We start from the raw sequence: 21,855 nt of genomic DNA, 5'->3' as shown, positions 1-21,855 counted from the left end.
AGAGCACTGTGGCGATGGAAGAAGCGGACGAGGCCGACGTGACTGCCGAGACAGACGGGACGATCGAGGCAGGCACCAAGACCGAGGCAGGCGCCATGAGCAGCGAAGGCGGAACCGGGGACGAGCGGCGCGGCAACGACTACCGCGTCGACATCGACGGGGACGCCCGGGGCTCGGTGGTCGTCGGCGACCACAATCTACTGGTCGACGCCCAACACGGCTCCTCGGTAACCCTCTTGGTGCAAGGCCAGCGCCCCGTACCCGTACGCCGGGACCAGATCGCGCTGCTTCCACGCCGGCAGCAGGAACTGGTAGGCCGAGCGGCGGAGCTGGCGGCCCTGGATCAGGGCATCCGGGACGGCGGGCTGGTCCAGCTCTACGGCCCGTCCGGCAGCGGCACCAGCATGCTGCTGCGCCACGCGGCGCACCGGCTGGCTCCCGCACCGGACGGGCTGATCTACCTCAACGCGGCCGACCGTGAGGTGGCCGATCTCGCCCAGGAGATCTTCGAAGCCTGCTACGACGCCGTGGGCTACGCGCCCTCGGCCACCGAACTGCGGCGCCTGATGGCCGGGGTGCGGGTGGCCGTGTACCTCGACAATGCCGATCTGACGCGAGAACAGACCCTGGCGCTGGCCGACATGGTCCCCGACGCCGCCCTGGCCCTCGCTTCCCACGGCCCCTCGCTCCTGACCGAGGACGGCGCACTGGTGGAGCTGGCCGGGCTGGACCGCGCGGCCAGCCTGAAACTGCTGGTCCGCGCGCTGCAACGGCCACTCGCCGAGGACGAGCTCGACACCGCCACGTCCCTGTGGCAGGCCGCGCAAGGCCGACCGCTGCATCTGCTCCACGCGGCGGCACTCACCCGGCTCCGCTCCCCTGACGCCCGGCTCCCGCTGCCGGGCGAGGTGGCGGAACTGCTTCCCCTGCTGCTCGACGGGCTCGACGATCCATCGACGAGCGTGCTGCGGCTGTTGGCCACCCTGGACGGCGCGGAGCTGGCTCGGACTCACATCGGCGCGCTCACCGAACTGCCGGACGCGGCGCGGGTGTGCGAGCAGCTGGCGGAGCTCGGCCTCCTCCGGGCCGAGCAGTACGGCTACCGCTGCGCGCAGGACGTCGTGGCAGCCGTACTCGACCGGGCCGCCGGGCTCTTCCCGGTCGAGGCGATCTGTGCCCACCTCGCCGACTGGCTGGCGCAGCCGGGTACCACGGCCGCCGAAGTCGCCGCACACAGTGTGGCGTTGGACCGGGCGGCCACGCTGGCAGAGGCCGCCGGCCGACCCGAACTGGCGGTACGGATCTCCCGCGCCGCCTCCCCGGCGATGGCCCGTTCGCTCCGCTTCCGGGCCTGGGGCAAGCTGCTCGGCCGAGGCTGGAGCGCCGCCCAGCGGGCCGAGGACAAGCAGGCCGAGACCTTCTTCGTCCATGAGGAAGGGATCCGCAGCCTGCTCACGGGGCGTCGGGTGATCGCGGCAGCACTCCTGGGCGAGGCCGCTCTGCTGTGGAAGGCACTGGGCGACCTCCACGGCGCCACCGCCGCGCTCAACGCCCAGCACTTCACACCGGCGTTGACCAACCCGCTCCCCGCGCCGGCACCCGGACTGCCCGGGACCGCCCCCCTACACACCGCCCCGGCACACGGGCTGACCGGGACCACCCCCGCACACGCCGCCCCCGCACACGGACTGCAGTCGCACTCCGTGGCCTCCCACATGGCGAACCTCTCGCCCGCGCCGTCCCAGTCCGCCACGACAGCGGCCGTTCCACACGCAGCGGGCCACGGCGCAGCCCAGGCAGCACACCCTGCGGCCGGGCATGCCGGCGCGGGCCACGGCACGGCGCAAGCGGCGCACCATACGGCCGCGCACACCGTCGCGAACACATCCACCGCAGCCGGCGGAGTCACCACGACCGCCGCAGCTGCGACGACGGCCACGGCTGCCGGTTTCGCCGGCGGGAAAGCCCTGCTCATCGCTGTGGCCGTCCTGGTCGTCGGCACGACTGCCGCCGTCACGATCACCACGACCGGAGGATCCGGGGGCGGAGGCGGGGCCGGTGGTTCGAAGGGCCTCCGGGCACCGTTCGACAGCGCGGTGGAGGCCCTGGCCCAAGCGCCAGGCCTCCGGTACCAGGGCGACTGGAACGTCAAGGAGTACCTCAACGACGTCACTGTGACGGCCCACGGCGAGGAGTTCGGCACCAGTCATCTGACCGAATCCACCCTGGACACGGACCAGGACGCCCAGGACCTGCTGAGCGTCGGCGGCAAGGACTACTCGCGGTGGCACGCGGCAGACAGCGCCGCGGGCGATCTGCATCTCTGGACGTACGACGACCTGGGCGACAGGGACAGCAAGGGTTCCAGTCGGCTGACACAGGAGATGTCTCTCTACCCGAGCCCGTCGAAGCTGGCCAAGAAGTTCACGCAGGCGCTGGCCGACCAGCCGCGACTGCCGTCGGCGGAGAATCCGCAGACCACGGACATCAACGGCGTCCCGGCCCTTCGCGCCGACACCACCGTCGGGTATCTCTACGTCTCCAAGGACGCGCCGTATCGCGTGCTGCGCTGGAAGCCGCCGAGCGCGCTGGGCGGGGGCTTCGACCCCAGGGCCCCGCTTCCTCGCGCCATGGAGGCCCGTACCCCGCTGTCGGACACCACATCCATGGATCTGACACCGGTGGCCCCCACGGAATCCGACAGGATGTACAACTCCCTGGAGCAGTACACGAAGGACCTCACCACAGCGCGCTACGGAACCCTGGACTTCAACCAGAAGGAGGAGGGCAGCGGCGTCAACTGTGACTCCGACGGGTGCCACGTCAAGGAAACGGTCTCCTCGGATGTCCTCGCCAACGACAGCATCGTCCGGAACCTCGGCCAGGTCGATGTCGTGATGACGGTGGGCTCCCTCGACATCGATGGCCATCCCGCAGGCACGTGTTCGAGCGAGCGCCAGACGATGCAGGTATCCGGGAACAGCATCAGCGGCACCCTTACCTGCGACGATCCGGCGGGCGGCGCGGTGTACGACCGAGTCAGCGCGGAATCGCAGCATCAGGCGGACGCCAACGGGACGGACTCGTACTGGGACCATGCCGAAGACATCACGATCGAAGCCCTGGTCCTCAAGAGCTCCGAGGTCGATCAACTGCTCGCGAACGAGAGGCAGGAGCAGGCGGCACGGTGATCCGCAGGACCGTTGGCGCACCTGCGGACGGCGGTACTTGCCTCGTGCGGGGATCGTCGCTCCCGCCGGTCTCCAAGGCCGAGAGGGGTGGCGGCCCCCGTCTCCCCTGCGGTGGGATAGCGGACCATGATGCGCACGCAGCTCGCCAGAGCCGGAACCCGGATCGTGGCCGGTGTTTCGCGGGAAACGAGCCGTCCTCGGCACATCCGTCGCCGTGCTGGCGACTCTCGGCGCGGTCCTCGTCGTGCTGGGGCCTCTGTCCTGGCTGATAGCCGGGGACACGGTCCGCAAACTGCCGGGAAAGGACCGGGCGGACGCCCTGAACGCCGTGCGCCAGACGGTACTGGCCGCGCTGGCGGGCGCGACGGTGCTCGCCGGGCTGGTGTTCACGGCCCGTACCTACCGTCTCTCCCGGCGAGGACAGGTGACGGAGCGGTTCCGGGCAGCCGTCGGTCACCTGGCCTCGGACAAGCTCACGGAACGGATCGGAGCCATCTACAGCCTGGAACACGTGATGGCGGAGTCAGCCGAAGAGCACAACACCGTGGTCGGGGTACTCGCGGCCTTCATCCGCGAGAACGCCAAGCGGGACACCCCGCCGAATCCCGAATCCCGCCCTCCGGAGGAAGGGATGCGGGAGCCCGTCCCTGCCTGGGGAACCGAACCCCCCGCCGACATCCGCGCAGCGTTCGACGTACTGGCCCGCCGGCCCGAACGCCACGAGCCACGACGCGTCGACCTCAGGTCGACCACCCTCACCGGACTCATGGTGCGCAGTTTCGACTTCGAAGCTCCGCCCCGCCTCACCTGGATGTACTTCACCTGGGCGGACCTACGACGCGCCGACCTTCGCGGTGCGGACCTGACCCACGCGATCCTCAACGGCGCCGACCTCTGCCTCTCCTCACTGCGGAATGCCCGGCTGGACCACGCGCAGTTCATCGGGGCGGACCTACGGGGTGCGTCGCTCGGCGGAACGACCCTGCTCGGCGCCGACCTGACCGGCGCGGATCTCAGGGACACCGGCAGCCTGACCGCGCAGCAACTGTCGGCCGCCGTGCTCGACGAGACGACCCGGCTGCCCTCGGAACTCAGCGACGACCCCTGGGTCGCGGCCCGGCTGGCGGACTGCCGCGCCTGGCGGGACCAGCATCCCGCGCAGCCGCCGGCGCCGCTCCCACCACCGACAGCCCCGGTACGCCGACCGCAGTGAGCGACACGCAGACGTTCTGGATGCCCACCGGACCAACTCGGCTTCGCCGGAAGGCGGGTGGATGGCGGATGACACACGTGCCGTGGTCTACAGCAGTTCCTGGAACATGTGCTGGAGCTGTCGTGCGGTCGAACGCCGGGCGGGGGCCTTGATCAAACCGGTCAGGATGATCTCTTCGAACGCGGGGGACGGACGCGAGCGGGCGCTGAACGGGAACCAGCCCCCGTCGATTCAACAGGCCGCCCGCAAGGATGCCCTGCGAATCTCCCCGTCCTCATCGGGCGGGCAGTCCCGGCAGCGGCCGGGTTCAGCGGCGCGGAAGGCGCGTTCGCAGCCGCCGTCGCAGGTCTGCCAGGGCAGGACCGCCGGTGGGACGGTGTCAACGCCCGTGTCAGGTACGGCGAGCGGCAGGTCCCGGAGCCGGTAGGCCAGGAGGTGGGCCGGGCGGGCTCGGATGGGGTTCGGGAGTCCGGTGGTGAGCAGCGTGACGAGGTCGTCGTGACCGATCCCGTGCGCGAGCCACTGGGTGATGGCGGGCGCGAGCTGCGCGGCTTCCCGCTGGGACAGGATCAGTCGGGGGTCACGGAGGCGCAGCGAGGCGAGGACGAGGGCGGCCTGCGGGTCGGACTCGGCGAGAGGGGTGAGCGGGTGCGGCGGCCCGGACGTGGCGGGTGCCACCGCCTCGGTCCGCGTTTCGGGCGACGCGGCCTCGGTCACCGTGTCGGGCGACGCGGCCTCGGTCACCGTGTCGGCGGCGGGGTCGGGGTCGGTTCCGGCGATGGCATCCGGCCGGGACAGCGGCCCAAGTACCCGCTTGTGTAAGGGTGTTCGGGGACGCGGCGGCACAGGCGGCCGATGTGTGGGGGTATGCCGGGCCGGGCCGTCGAGTCGAGCCGGTACATCGTGGAAGTACGTCCGCGTGCGGATCAGGCCGCCGGGCCCCCGCTCGCGCCGCCGTTCCAGGTACCCGATCTCCTCCAGCTCCCGAAGCGCCCGGGAGATGAGGATCTCGCCCTCGGTGAAGTGCGCGCACAGTGCGGTGATGCTCACGGGGGCGCCGTCCGGCAGCGACAGGATGTACGCGGCGACGCCGATCGTGACGGCGCTTCCGGGGCGCTGCACAAGGGCGTTGGCCAGCACGGTGAAGTCGGCGGTGAGGCGGGTACGGATGTGGATCACGCCGGATGTCGATGCTCCGGTGTGGGCGCGCAGGCGCGCACTAGACTGCTGTTCAGCCATTGGGAAGGTCGGTCTTCCTGAGAGGTCAGGCCTCGTCCGGGATTCGCAGTCCCGGCCGAGGCCGTCTCATGTTTGTGGGGTTGTTTCGGTGAACGTAACCGCCAACCTCCCACCCCTGCAAGCCAGTCACCCGTGTGGGTGACGCGGTGGAGGGCAGGGTGGGAGGGTGGGTGGGTAGTTCTTCCTCTTCAGTTCTTCGGGGAGGCCCGTGGCCGTCCGGGCTCCCGTCGACAAGGTCCCGGCGGGGCCGGACACCGGCTCGCCGCCCGCCTATCCGACCGCAGGCGCGACGTCTGCGGCGTCCCCCGCGCTGTCCCCCGCGCCGAGGTCCGCACGCGGCGGGAGGTCACGGGGCGAGTGGTCACGGGGCGAGTGGTCACGGGACGGGAGGTCACCGGCCGGAAGGTCAAGGGACGGAAGGTCAAGGGACGGAAGGTCAAGGGCCTCCCGCTCTCCCCCGCCCTCGAACTGCGTCCGGTACAGCTCCGCGTACCGCCCCTCCACAGCGAGGAGTTCGTCGTGTGTGCCCCGTTCCACGATCCGGCCCTCCTCGACCACGAGGATCAGATCAGCGGCCCGCACGGTGGAGAGCCGGTGCGCGATCACGATGGCGGTACGGCCTTCCAGCGCTTCGGCGAGCGCCGCCTGGACCGCCGCCTCGGAGGTGTTGTCGAGATGGGCGGTCGCCTCGTCGAGGATCACCACACGCTGACCGGCGAGCAGCAGCCGCGCGATGGTCATGCGCTGGCGCTCGCCGCCGGAGAGCCGGTAGCCGCGCTCGCCGACGACGGTGGCGAGCCCGTCGGGCAGTGACCGGACAAGACCGTCGAGGCGGGCCCGGCGCAGGACGTCCCACAGCTCCTCGTCGGTGGCTCCGGGCCGGGCGAGCAGCAGGTTCTCGCGGACGGACTCGTGGAAGAGGTGTCCGTCCTGGGTGACCATCCCGAGCGTGGCGCGGAGGGACTCGGCGGACAGGTCGCGTACGTCGACACCGCCGATACGGACGGCGCCCGCGTCGGTGTCGTAGAGGCGCGGGAGGAGGTGCGCGATGGTCGACTTGCCCGCGCCGGACGAGCCCACGAGGGCGACCGTCTGGCCGGGCTCCGCGCGGAACGTGATGCCGTGCAGTACTTCGTCGCCGCCCCGGGTGTCGAGGGAGGCGACCTCTTCCAGTGAGGCGAGGGAGACCTTGTCGGCGGAGGGGTAGCCGAAGCGTACGGAGTCGAACTCAACGGAGACCGGCCCGTCGGGCACCGGCCGCGCGTCGGGTCGCTCCGTGACGAGGGGCTGGAGGCCGAGGACCTCGAAGACCCGCTCGAAGCTGACGAGGGCACTCATCACCTCGACACGCGCACCGGCCAGCGCGGTCAGCGGTGCGTACAGGCGGACGAGGAGCAGGGAGAGCGCGACCACGGCGCCGGGGTCGAGGCTGCCGCGCAGGGCGTAGGTGCCGCCGAGCCCGTAGACGAGCGCCAGGGCCAGGGCGGACACGAGGGTCAGGGCGGTGACGAACGTGGACTGTGCCACGGCCGTACGTACCCCGATGTCCCGCACCCGCCCGGCCCGCGCCGCGAACTCGGCGGACTCGTCGTCCGGCCGCCCGAACAGCTTGATCAGAGTGGCGCCCGGCGCCGAGAACCGCTCGGTCATCCGGTTGCCCATCGCGGCGTTGAGGTCGGCCGCCTCCCGCTGGAGCCTCGCCATGCGGGTGCCCATCCGGCGCGCGGGCACCACGAACACCGGCAGCAGCACGAGCGCGAGGATCGTGATCCGCCAGGAGATCGTGAGCATCACGGCAAGGGTCAGCAGCAGCGTCACCACATTGCTGACGACACCGGAAAGTGTGTTGCTGAAGGCGCGCTGTGCACCGATCACGTCGTTGTTGAGCCGGCTGACCAGGGCGCCGGTACGGGTCCGGGTGAAGAAGGCGACAGGCATGCGCTGCACGTGGTCGAAGACCGCGATCCGCAGGTCCAGGATCAGCCCCTCGCCGAGGGTGGAGGAGAGCCGGCGCCCGAGGAGGCCCAGGCCGGCTTCCGCGAGGGCGATGAGCGCGATGAGCAACGAGAGCCGGACCACCAGCCGCTCGTCGCCGCCGGACACGATCGCGTTGACGACGCGGCCCGCGAGGACGGGTGTCGCCACCGCGATCAGCGCGGTGACGACCCCGAGCAGCACGAACTGGATGATGCGGCGGCGGTGCGGCCGGGCGAATCCGGCGATTCCTCGGAAGGTGGCACGGGCGAACGGCCGACGCTCGGGACGGGCGTCCATGACGTTCCGCAACTGCGTCCAGGCTGTGGATTCCATACTCATGGAAGGACCGTAGGACCTCAAGCAGCCTTGAGGTCAACTGCGTTGCTTTCGTGCGCAGTTGCAGCCGCAGTGCGCGAAAACGGAAGCCCGGCCGGCACGGTGCCGAAGCACCTTCCGACCGGGCTTTCCGTCACGCCGTCACGACTGCGGGCTCCGTCACGGCTGCTCAGCGCGCCGTCACGACTACCCAGATGCCGTCACGACTGCTCAGGCGTCGTCGCCCGGCTTGTCGTCGTCGGAGCCCGACTCCAGGTCCTGCTCCAGGCCGAGCTGGTCGACGAGCCACTTGTCGAACTCGATCGAGGCACGGACCCAGCTGACCGTGGAGGACACGAAGTGCTCCAGTGCGACACCGGTGCCGATGAGCATCTGCGCCTCACCGATGAGCCGGACGCTGCCGTCGTCGTGGGTGTGGGTGTAGACCTTGGGCCACAGGGTGCGGCGGTTCCAGTCGTCGATCAGTTCGAGGAGCTGGAGCTTCTCCTCGATGTTGTGCGGGCGGTCGTAGAACGTCCGCACGGAGAAGACCTGCTGGTCGTCCTCGCCACGGAACATGAAGTACGTGCGGAATTCCTCCCACGGCGCGGCGAGGTCACCCTCGTCGTCCAGGACGTACTTCAGCTCCATCTGCTCAAGGAGCTGCTTGACCAGATCCTGGTCAGGGACGACGGGGCCCGCCGGTCCTGAACCCTGCGGATCGGGCTGGCCCCCGAAGTTCGGAATGGAGGACGGGTCGATGGTCATCTTTGAATTGCCCTTCGTACGAGTACCGCCATCCTCCCCCATGCCGGGCGGGGCATGGCAAGCCCCGCCGGGCCATATCCGCCACAGGCGGACAGGGTTTGCCCGATCATGGGTCGGCGGGCCTCGCCATGCGGTCGGTGAGCTGCCAGACACCGGTCGAGGGGTTACGGGTGTGGTCAGCCCCCGAGGGGTCCAGTTTCCGGGCCCGCTCCCCTGCGCTCGCGAGGCCGTCGCGGTACGCGAGGAAGTCCACCCGGGTCTTGTCGTACCCGGGTACGTGCCTCTGCAGCAGGGGCAGCAGCTTCTTGTACGTGTCGACATGCGCGCGGTGATCCGCGAAGTGGAGCAGCAGCCACACCTCGAAGCACGGGCGGGAAACGGCGGTCCGGATGCCGTGCCGACGGCCGAGTGCGACCGCATCGGCCACATCCGGGAACTCGTCGACGTCGAAGACGCACCACACCTCGTCGTAGCCGTCCCGGTTGAGGTCCCGCTGCCCCCGGGCGTACGTACGAGCTGGGTCGGGGAACACGCCTTGCCGCGCACCACCACGGACACGGCCGGGTTCCGGAGGTGGTCACGGAGCCCCTGGAGGTACTGGCGCTCGGTCTCCTTGCTGCCGCAGACGATCAGAAGCGTGCGCGACGACCTGCGGACCGGCCCCCGGCGGCGGCCCGACCCCTCACGCGGAAACGCCCTTGCCATGTGCCCCCCAGTACTTCCTGACCATGTCCTCGAAGGCCGTCTCCGGCAGGAGCGGCACCGCGCCATAGCTGCCCGCGAGGTAGCGCCGCTCGAAGTTCTCGCCCTTGCGCGGCTTGAAGTCGCTGAGCGGATAGAGCTCGGACGCACCGCTCGCGGCGTCCTTCTCGACGAACCACACCTGGTCGCGGCGGAGCACCTGCTCGCCGAGCATCGTGCCGAGGAGGGAGGCTTCGTGGGTGGTGAAGATCAGCTGGGCGCCGAGCGGATTCAGCTCCGGGTCCTGGAACATGGCGACCAGCTTGGCGGTGAGCAGGGGGTGCAGGCTGACGTCGATCTCGTCGACCCACAAGGGCGTTCCGTCCACGATGGCGGGGAGAGCCGAGGTCACCATGTTCAGCCAGGTCTTCGTACCCGCCGATTCCGCGTCCACCGGCAGCACGAACTCCTCGTCCCCGACCCGGTGGACGAATTCGAGTGATGCCGATGCGGCTGCTTTGACGGCGTCCGGGAGGGCACGCCCCGCAGGGTCGGCTGCGTTCCGGGCCAAGACTTCCCGCACCAGCTCGTCCGCCGCCGCCGGACCACGGCGGATGCCATGGACTCCCAGGTCGGCCACGGCCAGCAGATCCGCCCCGAGCGACAGCCCCATCTCCTCGAACGACTCGAACATCCAGGCCGCGAGGGCCCCGGCCCGGGTGATCGACTGGCGGGTCGAATCCTCGATCACGCAGGGGGACACCAGCGCCGCCCACACCGGCCCCAACCGCTTGTGCGAGGCCTGCGCTGCGGCAGAGAGGTAGAGGCTGTTCGGCCGCACCGTCCGCTCGACGGCCACCCGCTCGCCGGTCAGCGTCGCACCGTAGGTCATCGTCATGTGCTCGCGCTCGAAGAGCACCCGCCTGCGACCCCGGGGGTAGGCGTACAGCCACTCCTCGGTGACCTCGGCGTCGGTGATACCGAACCCGTACACGTACCGCACCCCGTCCACCAGGACGTCGACGGCGTACGACGAGGGCTCGTCCCGGCTGCCGTGGTCGAGCAGGAAGGGACGCCGGGGCACCTGGGCACCGGGCAGCCATCGCGCTTGTGAGTCACGCACCGCCTCGGTGAAGAACCGGTACGCGTCCACCACTGTCGACTTCCCGGACGCGTTCGCACCGTAGATCGCCGCGACCGTCACCGCAGCATGGTCGCCCTCGTACGCCGGGACGAGATTCAGTTCCTGCGGCTCGCGCAGCGACCGGTGGTTGGCGACACGAAAGCTGAGCAACATGGCCTGCCACACCCCCGTTACATGCCCTTGTGAACAAGTGATTCGCGATTTTCGCGCCTCAGCGAATTCTAGTTCCCCTTTTGGCACACCAACAGGCCCGCCACCCACAGGAGTGACGGGCCTGTCGTACAGCCGTTCCGCGCGCCTACTCCCCCCGCCCCACGATCAGCTCGTCCCCCACCCGGTCCACCCGCACCGTGTCGCCGTCCGTGACCTCGCCCGCGAGGATCTCCTTGGCGAGCTGGTCGCCGATCGCGGTCTGGATCAGGCGGCGCAGCGGCCGGGCGCCGTAGGCCGGGTCGTTGCCCTCCTGGGCCAGCCAGGCCAGGGCGTCCGGGGTGACGTCCAGGGTCAGCCTGCGGTCGGCGAGGCGCTGGGCGAGGCGGTCGATCTGGAGGCCCGCGATGTGGGCCAGCTCGTCCTGCGACAGGGCGGAGAAGACCACCAGGTCGTCCAGCCGGTTCAGGAACTCCGGCTTGAAGGAGGCCCGTACGACGTCCAGGACCTGCTTCTTCTTCTCCTCCGGCTTGGTCAGGGGGTCGACCAGGTACTGACTGCCGAGGTTCGACGTGAGGATCAGGATGGTGTTGCGGAAGTCCACCGTCCGTCCCTGGCCGTCGGTGAGCCGGCCGTCGTCGAGGACCTGGAGCAGCACGTCGAAGACCTCGGGGTGGGCCTTCTCGACCTCGTCGAGGAGCACCACGCTGTACGGGCGCCTGCGGACCGCCTCGGTGAGCTGGCCGCCCTCCTCGTAGCCGACGTATCCGGGCGGCGCGCCGACCAGCCGGGCCACCGAGTGCTTCTCGCCGTACTCACTCATGTCGATGCGGACCATGGCCCGCTCGTCGTCGAAGAGGAAGTCGGCCAGCGCCTTCGCCAGCTCGGTCTTGCCGACACCGGTCGGGCCGAGGAAGAGGAACGAGCCGGTGGGCCGGTCCGGGTCGGCGATCCCGGCGCGGGTGCGGCGTACGGCGTCGGAGACGGCCCGTACTGCCTCGCCCTGCCCGATGAGGCGCCTGCCCAGCTCCTCCTCCATGCGCAGCAGCTTCTGCGTCTCACCCTCCAGGAGACGGCCCGCGGGAATGCCGGTCCAGGCGCCGACCACGTCGGCGATGTCGTCGGAGCCGACCTCCTCCTTGACCATCGTGCTTTTCGTGTCAGCAGTCTTGGCGGCCTCCTGTTCGGCCTCGGCGGCTGCCTCCAGCTCCTGCTCCAGGCCGGGGATCTCCCCGTACAGCAGCTTGGAAGCGGTGTCGAAGTCACCGTCGCGCTGGGCACGCTCGGCCTGGCCGCGGAGTCCGTCCAGGCGTTCCTTCAGCTCGCCGACGCGGTTCAGGCCCTGCTTCTCCTTCTCCCAGCGGGCGGTGAGACCGCGCAGCTCCTCCTCGCGGTCCGCGAGGTCGCGGCGCAGCTTCTCCAGTCGCTGCTTGGACGCGGCGTCGGACTCGTTCTTGAGCGCCAGTTCCTCCATGCGCAGCCGGTCGACGGAGCGCTGGAGCTCGTCGATCTCGACGGGGGAGGAGTCGATCTCCATCCGGAGCCGGGAGGCCGCCTCGTCCACCAGGTCGATGGCCTTGTCGGGCAGGAAGCGGGAGGTGATGTACCGGTCGGAGAGGGTTGCGGCGGCGACCAGTGCCGCATCCGCGATCTGCACCTTGTGGTGCGCCTCGTACCGCCCCTTGAGACCGCGCAGGATCGCGATGGTGTCCTCGACCGTCGGCTCGGCGACCAGCACCTGCTGGAAACGCCGCTCCAGGGCGGGGTCCTTCTCGATGCGCTCGCGGTACTCGTCGAGGGTCGTCGCACCGACCATGCGCAGCTCACCGCGGGCCAGCATGGGCTTGAGCATGTTGCCCGCGTCCATCGCCGAGTCCCCGCCGGCGCCCGCGCCGACGACGGTGTGCAGCTCGTCGATGAACGTGATGACCCGGCCGTCGCTCTCCTTGATCTCGGCCAGGACGGTCTTCAGCCGCTCCTCGAACTCACCGCGGTACTTCGCACCGGCGACCATCGCGCTGAGGTCCAGCGAGACCAGCTGCTTGTTCTTCAGCGACTCGGGCACGTCACCCTTGACGATGCGCTGGGCCAGCCCTTCGACCACGGCCGTCTTGCCGACGCCGGGCTCACCGATGAGCACCGGGTTGTTCTTGGTTCGCCGGGACAGCACCTGCACCACCCGGCGGATCTCCTGGTCCCGGCCGATAACCGGGTCGAGCTTGCCCTCGCGGGCGGCGGCCGTGAAGTCCGTACCGAACTTCTCCAGCGCCTTGTACTGACCTTCGGGGTCGGGGGTGGTCACCCGGCGCCCTCCCCTGCTCGTCTCGAACGCTTCCAGCAACTTCTCGGCACTCGCGCCCTGCCCCGTCAGCAGTTCACCGGCCTGGCCGCCCTTCGCGGCGATCCCGATGAGCAGATGCTCCGTCGAGATGTACTCGTCACCCAGTTCCTTCGCCCGCTGCGCGGCGTCGGCGATGACGGCGAGCACCTCACGGTTGGGCTGCGGGGGCGCGACGGTGGACCCGGTCACGCTGGGCAGCCCGGCGAGCAGCCGCTCGGCCCCCGCCCGTACGGCCGCCTGATCGGCCTCGACGGCCGCCAGCAGGTCCACCACGTTCTCGTTTGCTTGTCGGCCTCGCCCCGCCAGGAGGGCGAGCAGCAAATGGGCGGGGGTCAGATCGGGGTGCCCGTCGGACACGGCCCGGCTGCTCGCCGCGTTGATCGCGTCCCGGCTCTTGTTCGTCAGCTCGGCATCCACGTGTGCGCTCTCCTCCTGGCGGGGCAGGTCCATCCGTACCTGCGGCAGCAATCGGCACCTGTCGCAGCAATGACTCCATCAGCATGCGCAAAGTTGAGTCTATTCCACTCAACCAGTAATCGGCGAAGTCCCACCGGACAGGTCCTGGCTTCACAGCTATGGCCATTGACCCACGCAATCCCCGTACGACCTATCCCAGCTTCTGGCGCGGGTACCGCCTCTGCACCTCGACGGCGTCGCGTGGGGGCGGTTCACCGCACGCGGCCCCGGAACGGACACGGGTCGCGGCCTGCCGGGTGACGGGTGGGCGCCGGGCGGGCGCCGGGCGGACGCCGGAGGGGCGTGCGGGCGGCGCCGGAGGGGCGTGCGGGTCTTCCACCCGGACCACGCCCGGCCTCCGCACGCAGCACAGCGGCGCCACCGTGTTCAGGTCACGGTGGCGCCGCTGTGTGGGGGAAGTACCTGAGCGATCTGGTTACGACGGGGGAATCGCTTCAGGCACTGCGGGGGATGGCTGCATTGGGCTCGACACCGAACAACTGGTGGTCGCGCCGGTCGAGATTGACGAAAACCATGCCGTAACGAATGACACAGCGGACAGGCTGTGGTGCACCCCGGGGCTTGCGCAGGCACCGGTATGCGCGAACGTCTTCGTCTTCCTCGCGTACGACCACGATCGGCTCGCCGAACAGGGTGACCATCAACGAATCACCACGGTGCGGAATGGCCGTGACGAGGTCGATGAAATGCCACCCGGAGCGGTAGGCCACAGCCATCTCGCGCTGGAAGACTCTGTCGTCCGGTGGGACTGTCATGCGCCTGCGGATCCGACGTGGGCCGGAGCGATCTCCCAGGTGACCTCGCCGGGCTGCGAAAGCTTGGCGTTCGCGGGGATGCTCTCCCAGGTGACCTCACCGGGGGGCGCGGCCACGACATCGGCCGGCGTGCTCTCCCACGTCACCTCACCGGGGTTCGCCACCGTGCTGTGAGCCGGGGACCCCTCCCACGTGACCTCGTAGCTGGCCACGAAACCAAAAGCCGCCGCTGCTACGGCAAGTGCACAAACCGAACGAACCATCCTGGACATGGACGATCTCCACCTCATGTGATCCCTACCTCCCTCCCCCGTACTGAAGACGATGGCTCACTCCGCACGCTTCCACCAGCAAGTGCGGGCATCATGTTCCTGTAATACAGGAACATGAGGGGGGTGTATATGCAGTCAAATTCGGGCGATACGGAACACCGTCACCCTCAAGGGGGGTTGTGCGAAGAGGGGAAACGCCTTTATGCCAACGCCCTGCGCACCGGCCGCATAGCCCGTTCCGAGACGGAGGGCACCGCCTGCCTCTTCGAGCTGGCACTTCTGCATCCAGACCCTGAGGACGCAGAGTGGTACCGGCCGGTTGCCCCGTCCGCAGCGCTGACTCAGCTAATACACCCCATCGAGCGGGAGATCCAAGAGCGCAGACGGCTCACCATCTCGCTGGCCGACACCTTTGAGCCATTCATGTCCATCACCCCGCAGGATCCGCCGACCACGCACGCCATCACGGTGCTCAACGGTCTCAACAACATCAACGCCACGCTGGACCGGGTGACCGCCGAGGCCCGCGAGGAGATCCTCACCATCCAGCCCGGCAGCGGCCGTAAGCCGCAGACCCTCCAGGAAGGGCTCCAGCGGGTCGCCCCCCTGCTCGACCTGGGCGTCAGGATGCGCACGCTGTACCAGCACACCGCGCGCCACCACCCGGCCACACTCGCCTACATGGAGCGGGTCGAGCCGTACGCCGTGGAGGTGCGGACGCTTGAGGAGATCATCGACCGGCTGATCATCGTGGACCGCCGGGTCGCCTTCATACCCGCCCGCAGCGACCGCCAGGTCGCCCTGGAGCTGCGTCACGAAGGTCTGGTCCAGTATCTGGTGGGCGTCTTCGAGCAGTTCTGGCTGCACGCCGTCCCCTGGGCCGAGCCCGTCGCGTACGCCCCCCAGCTCGACGGTGTCTCCGGCGCGCAGCGGGCCATCGCGAAACTGCTGGTCGAGGGCCATGTCGACGAGGCAATCGCGCGCCGGCTCGGAATGAACGTACGGACCTGCCGGGCCCATGTCGCCAAACTCTCCGCGTCCCTGGGCAGCAACAGCCGTGCCCAGCTGGGCTATCTCATCGCGCAGTCCGGAATCCTGGACCACTGACCACTGACCACTGACCGCTGCGGCCGGACAGCGGGAAGGGGGGGGCGGGCCATCACGGCCCACCACCCCTTCCTTCCGGAAATCCGGACCAACGCCCTCAGTCCGACGGCCTCTTGGGCCGCCACACCACCAGCGCGCTGGTCTGCTGCACGTCCTGGTACGGGACCAGGTCACGCCGGTACGAGGCGTGGACCTGGGCCTCGCGCTGCTGCATCGCCGTCGCCGCACCGTCCACCGCGGCGGACAGTTCGGCGACCCGGGCCTGCAACGCGGCGACCTGGTGTTCCAGTTCGATGATGCGCTTGATGCCCGCCAGGTTGATGCCCTCGTCCTGGGACAACTGCTGCACCGTACGGAGCAGTTCGATGTCCTGGGCCGAGTAGCGCCGGCCCCGCCCGGCCGTCCGGTCCGGGGAGACCAGGCCGAGACGGTCGTACTGACGCAGGGTCTGCGGGTGCAGGCCCGAGAGCTGAGCGGCGACCGAGATGACGTACACGGGTGACTCGTCGGTCAGTTCGTACCCCATTGAATTGTCACGACGCCGTCGGCCGTTCATCTCAAGCTCCCTTCGCAGCCTGGAACAGCTCCGCCCGCGGATCCTCTCCCGCAGTCGCCTCACGGTAGGTCTCCAGCGACTCGCGTGCCTTGTCGCTGAGGTCCTGCGGCACGGCCACCTCGACGGTGACCAGCAGGTCACCGCGGGTGCCGTCCTTGCGCAGCGCACCCTTGCCACGGGCGCGCATCGTACGGCCGTTGGGCGTGCCCGCGGGCAGTTTCAGCGTGACCGGGGGCCCGCTGAGCGTCGGGACCCTGACCTCGCCGCCGAGCGCCGCCTCCGCGAAGGTGACGGGCACGGTGACCGTGAGGTTGTCGCCCTTGCGGCCGAAGACCGGGTGGGCGTCGACATGGACGATCACGTAGAGGTCGCCGGCCGGACCGCCCCGCTCGCCCGGGGTGCCCTTGCCGCGCAGCCGGATCCGCTGGTTGTCGGAGACGCCCGCCGGGATCCGGACCTGCATGGTCCGGGACGACTTGGCGCGGCCGGAGCCCTTGCAGACGTCGCAGGGGTTCTCGGCGATGAGCCCGCGGCCCTTGCAGTCCACGCACGGATCGGTCAGCGAGAAACCGCCGCCGCTGCCGCGCGACACCTGGCCGGTGCCGACACAGGTCGGGCAGACCCGCGGTGTGCCGTTCTTGTCGCCGGTGCCCGAACAGGCCTTGCAGGGGGCCTGGCTGGACATCCGCAACGGGACCGTGGCCCCGTCGACCGCCTCGGTGAAGCTGAGCGTCACCTCGGTCTCGATGTCCTGACCGCGGCGGGGCTGGGTACGGGTGGTACCGGGACCGCCGCCCCGGTTGAACAGCCCGCCGAACACGTCCCCGAGCCCGCCGCCGAAGCCACCGGCTCCGGCGCCGCCCGGCTGTCCGCCGCCCGGGGTGCCCCCGAAGAGGTCCCCCAGGTCGAAGTTGAACGAGCCGCCGCCGGCCCCGGGTCCCGGCCGGTAGCCGCCGTTACCGAAGAGAGCACGCGCTTCGTCGTACTCCTTGCGCTTCTTCTGGTCACCGAGGACGTCGTTCGCCTCGGAGACCTCCTTGAAGCGCTCCTCGGCCTTGGCGTCGCTCTTGTTGGCGTCCGGGTGCAGCTCGCGGGCGAGCTTCCGGTACGCCTTCTTGATCTCGGCCTCGGTGGCGTCCTTCGGGACGCCGAGAACCTTGTAGTAGTCCTTCTCGACGAAGTCCTTGGTACTCATCCCCGACGTCCCTCCTTCCGGTTACTGCCTTCCTCGGCCCGCAGGGTGCGGGGTCCGGTTCCGCGCGGGCTCTGATCCACGCGGAACCGGGTCACGCGCTCTCCTCCGGGCCACCGCTGTCCTCGTCCGACGCATCGTCCTTGGCCTGGGCACCCGGCTGGGGCTCGGCCACCGCGACGCGCGCGGGACGGATGGTGCGCTCGCCGAACCGATACCCGGGCTGCAGGATCGCCACGCACGTGTCCTCGGTGATGTCCGGGGCGTACGAGTGCATCAGCGCTTCGTGGATCGTCGGGTCGAAGGGCTCGCCCTCCTTGCCGAACTGCTGGAGGCCCATCTTGGCGACGACGGTCTCCAGCGAGTCGGCCACCGACTTGAAGCCGCCGACCAGCTCGCCGTGCTCCCGGGCGCGGCCGATGTCGTCGAGCGTCGGGAGGAGCTCGGACAGCAGGTTCGCGATCGCGACCTCCTTGACCTGGACCCTGTCCCGTTCCACCCGGCGGCGGTAGTTCTGGTACTCGGCCTGCAGCCGCTGGAGGTCCGCGGTGCGCTCGGTGAGCGCCGTACGGGCCTGGTCCAGCTGGGCGACAAGCGCGGTTTCCTGGTTCTGCTGTGCGTCCCCGGCCGGGGCCGCCGGGCCCGACTCCTTCTCGGAGTCGGACCCGGCGGCCTTCGGCGCGGCGTCTTCGGAGGTCGCGCCGGAGGGGACGTCGGGCTTCTCCTCGAAGCCCGGAGTCTCCTCCGTCATGCGGCGCCTCCCTGACGGCCGTCCTTCTCGTCGTCCACGATCTCGGCGTCGACGACGTCGTCAGGAGCGTCGGTGGCCTGCTCCTGCGCGCCCTCGGCACCGGGGGCACCGCCTGCTGCGGCCGCACCCTCGGCGTTCGCGTACATCGCCTGGCCGAGCTTCTGCGAGACGGCGGCGACCTTCTCGGTGGCCGTACGGATCTCGGCGGTGTCCTCGCCCTTGAGCTTCTCCTTCAGCTCGGTGAGGGACTCCTCGACCTCCGTCTTGACGTCGCCCGGGACCTTGTCCTCGTTGTCCTTGAGGAACTTCTCGGTCTGGTAGACGAGCTGCTCGCCCTGGTTGCGCGACTCGGCGGCCTCGCGGCGCTTGTGGTCCTCGTCCGCGTACTGCTCGGCCTCTTCGCGCATCCGGTTGACCTCGTCCTTCGGCAGCGAGGAGCCACCGGTGACGGTCATCTTCTGCTCCTTGCCGGTGCCGAGGTCCTTGGCAGCGACGTGCATGATGCCGTTGGCGTCGATGTCGAAGGCGACCTCGATCTGCGGCACGCCACGCGGGGCCGGCGGCAGACCGGTGAGCTCGAACATCCCGAGCTTCTTGTTGTACGCCGCGATCTCGCGCTCGCCCTGGTACACCTGGATCTGCACGGACGGCTGGTTGTCCTCGGCCGTCGTGAAGATCTCGGAACGCTTGGTCGGGATCGTGGTGTTGCGCTCGATGAGCTTGGTCATGATCCCTCCCTTGGTCTCGATACCGAGGGAAAGCGGCGTCACGTCGAGGAGCAGGACGTCCTTGACCTCGCCCTTGAGGACACCGGCCTGGAGCGAGGCGCCGATCGCGACGACCTCGTCCGGGTTCACACCCTTGTTGGCGTCCTGGCCACCGGTGAGCTCCTTGACGAGCTCGGCGACGGCCGGCATACGGGTCGAGCCACCGACGAGAACGACGTGGTCGATCTCGGAGAGCTGGATGCCCGCGTCCTTGATGACGTTGTGGAACGGGCTCTTGCACCGGTCCAGCAGGTCGGCGGTGAGCTGCTGGAACTGGGCGCGGGTGAGCTTCTCGTCCAGGTGCAGCGGGCCCTCGGCCGACGCCGTGATGTACGGCAGGTTGATCGTGGTCTCGGTGGAGGACGACAGCTCGATCTTCGCCTTCTCCGCGGCCTCGCGGAGACGCTGGAGAGCCATCTTGTCCTTGGCCAGGTCCACGCCGTGACCGTTGGCGAACTGCTTCACCAGGTAGTCGACGACGCGCTGGTCCCAGTCGTCACCACCGAGGTGGTTGTCACCGTTGGTGGCCTTGACCTCGACGACGCCGTCACCGATCTCCAGGAGCGACACGTCGAAGGTGCCGCCACCGAGGTCGAAGACGAGGATGGTCTGGTCGTCCTTGTCGAGCCCGTACGCCAGGGCGGCGGCGGTCGGCTCGTTGACGATACGCAGGACGTTCAGGCCCGCGATCTCGCCGGCCTCCTTCGTCGCCTGGCGCTCGGAGTCGTTGAAGTACGCCGGGACGGTGATCACCGCGTCGGTGACCTTCTCTCCCAGGTACGACTCGGCGTCACGCTTCAGCTTCTGCAGGATGAAGGCGCTCATCTGCTGCGGGTTGAAGCTCTTGCCGTCCAGGTCGATCTTCCAGTCGGTGCCCATGTGGCGCTTGACCGACCGGATGGTCCTGTCGACGTTCGTGACTGCCTGGCGCTTGGCGACCTCGCCGACGAGCACCTCGCCGTTCTTGGCGAAGGCGACGACGGACGGCGTGGTCCTGGCGCCTTCGGCGTTGGTGATGACGGTGGGCTCGCCGCCTTCGAGAACGCTGACGACGGAATTAGTCGTGCCCAGGTCGATGCCGACCGCACGTGCCATGGTGAATCCTCCAGCTGACTTGAGTGGAACTGGCTCAAGAGTGCACGACAGATCCGGAGCAGTCAACTGCCCTGAGTCGGACAGACTCAACTTTTATCCCAACCTTATGCGCAATGGGCCATTGCCGCAGGTCAGACGGGTCGGGATCGACGAGATGGGCACCGGAGGCGCGCGACACGAGGGCGCGAGCCGGGTGCGACACGGGAGAGCCTACCGTCCGAAATGTCCGATGATTTAGCTTATTTCCGTTTGAATGCCCCTGAGGCAGGAGGGCGCTCGTCCGCGCCGCACGCCCCTGACTTTGATCGTCATCCGTTACCGCCTGTGCGCTGCGGCGTTGAACGACTCGTCAGGCTGTGAATCCTGCGGCTGACCCCCGATGTTCCAGTTACAGAGCTCCAAGGAGAACGCAATGTCTCGAATCGTGAAGGCCGCCGCCGTACTCGCGAGCGCCGGCGCCGTCCTGGCGGGCTCCGCCGGTCTGGCCGCTGCCGACGCCGGGGCCCAGGGTGCCGCTGTCGGCTCCCCCGGTGTCATCTCGGGCAACCAGGTCCAGGTCCCGGTCCACGTCCCGATCAACCTCTGCGGCAACACCGTGAACGTGATCGGCCTGCTGAACCCGGCGTTCGGCAACACCTGCATCAACGTCGACAACCACGACCACGGTCGCGGCCACGAGCACGGCCACGAGCACGGCCACGACGAGGGCGGCTACGGTCACGGTCACGGCGAGGGCGGCTACGGCGGCTGAGTGCCCCACGCGGCACCCAACGACACAAGAACGGCGGGACCCGCGTCCCGCGCCCTGCGGCCATCCCCTCCGGGGGGTGGCCGCAGACGTGTGCATGGAGGCGAGTGCGTGGAGGCGTGTGCGTGGAGGCGTGTGCGTGGAGGCGTGTGCGTGGAGGCGTGCGCCGAATGCCCGCCCGTGCACCAGCGGCTCCGCCCGCCAGGACCTGTCCGGCCGAGATCGGCCGGACAGGTTTTATGCGTAGCGGTAGATCCCCTGGTGGCTCATCAGCGACGACGGGGTGACGCCCCAGGGCGGCATCGGCTCGTCCAGGCCGAAGACCCGGCCGCTCTGCGGATCCCCGTCGGGGAGCTTCCCTGCGGGGAGGAACCCGGCCCGCGGATGCGCCTTCTGCCAGCGGTCCCAGACCAGGTCGCAGAAGGAGTGGTGCAGCCAGAAGACCGGATCGTTGGGCGAGGTCGCGCTGTTCATCATCCCGCCCACCCAGCGGTGCACCAGATTGTGGTTGCGCCAGGGCGGACCGCCGCGGAGCCCCCAGCCCTCGAAGGTGTTGCGGAACCCGTGCGGCACGGTGGAGTCCCACGGGGCCGCGTCGTAGAACGGCTCCTTCATGGCACGGGCCAGATCGGCCCTGGTGGGCAGCGGGACCGGGTTGGCGGGGCGGCCGAAGTTCCGGGTGAGGAACGGGTTGTCGGTCACCCCGACCCGGACCTCCCAGTTGCCGTTGCGGTACGCGAACGGCCCGGTCATGACCTGCTGGTCACCCCGGCGCCCGTCCCCGCCCAGGAAGTCGTCGCCCCACAGCGCGGCGGCCGGGGTGTTGTCGACGGTCCAGTCCCAGTACGGAACGGTCACCCCCGGCGCGACCGCCTGGAGAGCACGCTCGAAGTCCAGCACGAAGCGGCGGTGCCAGGGGAAGAACGTGGGCGCCATGTGGGCGACCCGCTCACCCTGGGAGCCGTCGGGCACGTAGTACTCGCCGTGCGTCCTGACGAAGTCGTCGTACTGCCCCGAGCGCTTGACCTCCAGGACCGCCGAGACGAACCGCTTCTTCTCGGCACCGGTGAGGTTCTTCTGGTTCTTGCGGACGTACACGGTGCGGCACCTTCCCCG

At 69.5% G+C, this 21,855-nt stretch carries 17 protein-coding genes; 4 read left to right on the top strand and 13 right to left on the bottom strand.

Annotation, left to right across the window (positions count from 1 at the left end; translation table 11 throughout):
• The first annotated feature begins 38 nt into the window (after positions 1–38).
• Together NBY69_RS20905 and NBY69_RS20900 are read left to right on the top strand one after the other, a co-directional pair.
• On the top strand, positions 39–3,191 hold the full coding sequence (locus tag NBY69_RS20905) for a hypothetical protein (protein WP_250302577.1): 3,153 nt from the start codon (positions 39–41) through the stop codon (positions 3,189–3,191).
• A 214-nt stretch (positions 3,192–3,405) separates the two neighbouring features.
• The gene (locus NBY69_RS20900; protein ID WP_250302575.1) at positions 3,406–4,404 is read left to right on the top strand and encodes a pentapeptide repeat-containing protein; all 999 of its coding nucleotides are present in this window, start codon (positions 3,406–3,408) and stop codon (positions 4,402–4,404) included.
• A 231-nt stretch (positions 4,405–4,635) separates the two neighbouring features.
• On the opposite strand, the gene NBY69_RS20895 is transcribed toward NBY69_RS20900, so the two are convergent.
• The 8 genes from NBY69_RS20895 to NBY69_RS20860 form a co-directional block, all read right to left on the bottom strand.
• Complete coding sequence (locus NBY69_RS20895) at positions 4,636–5,643, bottom strand: hypothetical protein (RefSeq protein ID WP_250302573.1); 1,008 nt, start codon at positions 5,641–5,643, stop codon at positions 4,636–4,638.
• Between the two features lie 270 nt (positions 5,644–5,913).
• Complete coding sequence (locus NBY69_RS20890) at positions 5,914–7,959, bottom strand: ABC transporter ATP-binding protein (RefSeq protein WP_250302571.1); 2,046 nt, start codon at positions 7,957–7,959, stop codon at positions 5,914–5,916.
• Positions 7,960–8,166: 207 nt separating this feature from the next.
• A complete protein-coding gene (locus NBY69_RS20885) occupies positions 8,167–8,703 on the bottom strand; it encodes a YbjN domain-containing protein (RefSeq protein ID WP_250302569.1) in 537 nt (178 codons plus the stop codon).
• 106 nt (positions 8,704–8,809) lie between these two features.
• A complete protein-coding gene (locus tag NBY69_RS20880) occupies positions 8,810–9,235 on the bottom strand; it encodes an RloB family protein (protein WP_250302568.1) in 426 nt (141 codons plus the stop codon).
• Between the two features lie 150 nt (positions 9,236–9,385).
• Entirely contained in the window at positions 9,386–10,681 is a 1,296-nt protein-coding gene (locus NBY69_RS20875; protein WP_250302567.1) for an ATP/GTP-binding protein, read from the bottom strand.
• Between the two features lie 145 nt (positions 10,682–10,826).
• The gene (gene clpB, locus NBY69_RS20870) at positions 10,827–13,436 is read right to left on the bottom strand and encodes an ATP-dependent chaperone ClpB (RefSeq protein WP_250302566.1); all 2,610 of its coding nucleotides are present in this window, start codon (positions 13,434–13,436) and stop codon (positions 10,827–10,829) included.
• A 494-nt stretch (positions 13,437–13,930) separates the two neighbouring features.
• Positions 13,931–14,251 carry a (2Fe-2S)-binding protein gene (locus NBY69_RS20865; RefSeq protein ID WP_250302565.1) on the bottom strand — a complete coding sequence of 107 codons (321 nt, stop codon included), beginning with the start codon at positions 14,249–14,251 and terminating at the stop codon, positions 13,931–13,933.
• On the bottom strand, positions 14,248–14,463 hold the full coding sequence (locus NBY69_RS20860; RefSeq protein WP_250302563.1) for a hypothetical protein: 216 nt from the start codon (positions 14,461–14,463) through the stop codon (positions 14,248–14,250). The genes NBY69_RS20865 and NBY69_RS20860 overlap by 4 nt, the downstream gene beginning before the upstream one ends.
• A 189-nt stretch (positions 14,464–14,652) precedes the next feature.
• Between NBY69_RS20860 and NBY69_RS20855 the strand changes: the two genes are divergently transcribed.
• Positions 14,653–15,630 carry a helix-turn-helix transcriptional regulator gene (locus tag NBY69_RS20855; protein ID WP_250302561.1) on the top strand — a complete coding sequence of 326 codons (978 nt, stop codon included), beginning with the start codon at positions 14,653–14,655 and terminating at the stop codon, positions 15,628–15,630.
• 97 nt (positions 15,631–15,727) lie between these two features.
• On the opposite strand, the gene NBY69_RS20850 is transcribed toward NBY69_RS20855, so the two are convergent.
• From NBY69_RS20850 to dnaK, 4 genes are all read right to left on the bottom strand, one after another.
• Complete coding sequence (locus NBY69_RS20850; RefSeq protein WP_250302560.1) at positions 15,728–16,186, bottom strand: heat shock protein transcriptional repressor HspR; 459 nt, start codon at positions 16,184–16,186, stop codon at positions 15,728–15,730.
• Position 16,187: 1 nt separating this feature from the next.
• Positions 16,188–17,381, bottom strand: a complete 1,194-nt coding sequence (gene dnaJ, locus NBY69_RS20845; protein WP_250302559.1) for a molecular chaperone DnaJ — start codon at positions 17,379–17,381, stop codon at positions 16,188–16,190.
• 91 nt (positions 17,382–17,472) lie between these two features.
• The gene (grpE, locus tag NBY69_RS20840) at positions 17,473–18,129 is read right to left on the bottom strand and encodes a nucleotide exchange factor GrpE (protein ID WP_250302558.1); all 657 of its coding nucleotides are present in this window, start codon (positions 18,127–18,129) and stop codon (positions 17,473–17,475) included.
• Positions 18,126–19,991, bottom strand: coding sequence for a molecular chaperone DnaK (dnaK, locus tag NBY69_RS20835; RefSeq protein WP_250302557.1), 1,866 nt, complete (start codon positions 19,989–19,991; stop codon positions 18,126–18,128). Before dnaK ends, grpE begins: the two co-directional genes overlap by 4 nt.
• A 412-nt stretch (positions 19,992–20,403) precedes the next feature.
• Between dnaK and NBY69_RS20830 the strand changes: the two genes are divergently transcribed.
• Positions 20,404–20,742, top strand: a complete 339-nt coding sequence (locus NBY69_RS20830; protein WP_250302556.1) for a chaplin — start codon at positions 20,404–20,406, stop codon at positions 20,740–20,742.
• A gap of 234 nt (positions 20,743–20,976) precedes the next feature.
• Here the strand turns inward: NBY69_RS20830 and NBY69_RS20825 are convergent, their stop codons facing one another.
• Entirely contained in the window at positions 20,977–21,837 is an 861-nt protein-coding gene (locus NBY69_RS20825) for a tyrosinase family protein (RefSeq protein ID WP_250302555.1), read from the bottom strand.
• Between the last annotated feature and the right edge of the window lie 18 nt (positions 21,838–21,855).

Source organism: Streptomyces sp. A 4/2, from assembly GCF_940670765.1.
Classification (GTDB): Bacteria; Actinomycetota; Actinomycetes; order Streptomycetales; family Streptomycetaceae; genus Streptomyces.
This window is presented reverse-complemented; position numbering and strand designations above follow the sequence as displayed.

Bases quoted from the DNA above. Each gene is read 5' to 3' on its own strand.
- NBY69_RS20850 (WP_250302560.1), bottom strand. From the start codon at position 16,186: ATGAACGGCCGACGGCGTCGTGACAATTCAATGGGGTACGAACTGACC.
- NBY69_RS20855 (WP_250302561.1), top strand. From the start codon at position 14,653: ATGCAGTCAAATTCGGGCGATACGGAACACCGTCACCCTCAAGGGGGG.
- NBY69_RS20890 (WP_250302571.1), bottom strand. From the start codon at position 7,959: ATGAGTATGGAATCCACAGCCTGGACGCAGTTGCGGAACGTCATGGAC.
- NBY69_RS20865 (WP_250302565.1), bottom strand. From the start codon at position 14,251: ATGACAGTCCCACCGGACGACAGAGTCTTCCAGCGCGAGATGGCTGTG.
- grpE (WP_250302558.1), bottom strand. From the start codon at position 18,129: ATGACGGAGGAGACTCCGGGCTTCGAGGAGAAGCCCGACGTCCCCTCC.
- NBY69_RS20875 (WP_250302567.1), bottom strand. From the start codon at position 10,681: ATGTTGCTCAGCTTTCGTGTCGCCAACCACCGGTCGCTGCGCGAGCCG.
- dnaJ (WP_250302559.1), bottom strand. From the start codon at position 17,381: ATGAGTACCAAGGACTTCGTCGAGAAGGACTACTACAAGGTTCTCGGC.
- NBY69_RS20885 (WP_250302569.1), bottom strand. From the start codon at position 8,703: ATGACCATCGACCCGTCCTCCATTCCGAACTTCGGGGGCCAGCCCGAT.
- dnaK (WP_250302557.1), bottom strand. From the start codon at position 19,991: ATGGCACGTGCGGTCGGCATCGACCTGGGCACGACTAATTCCGTCGTC.
- NBY69_RS20895 (WP_250302573.1), bottom strand. From the start codon at position 5,643: ATGGCTGAACAGCAGTCTAGTGCGCGCCTGCGCGCCCACACCGGAGCA.
- NBY69_RS20830 (WP_250302556.1), top strand. From the start codon at position 20,404: ATGTCTCGAATCGTGAAGGCCGCCGCCGTACTCGCGAGCGCCGGCGCC.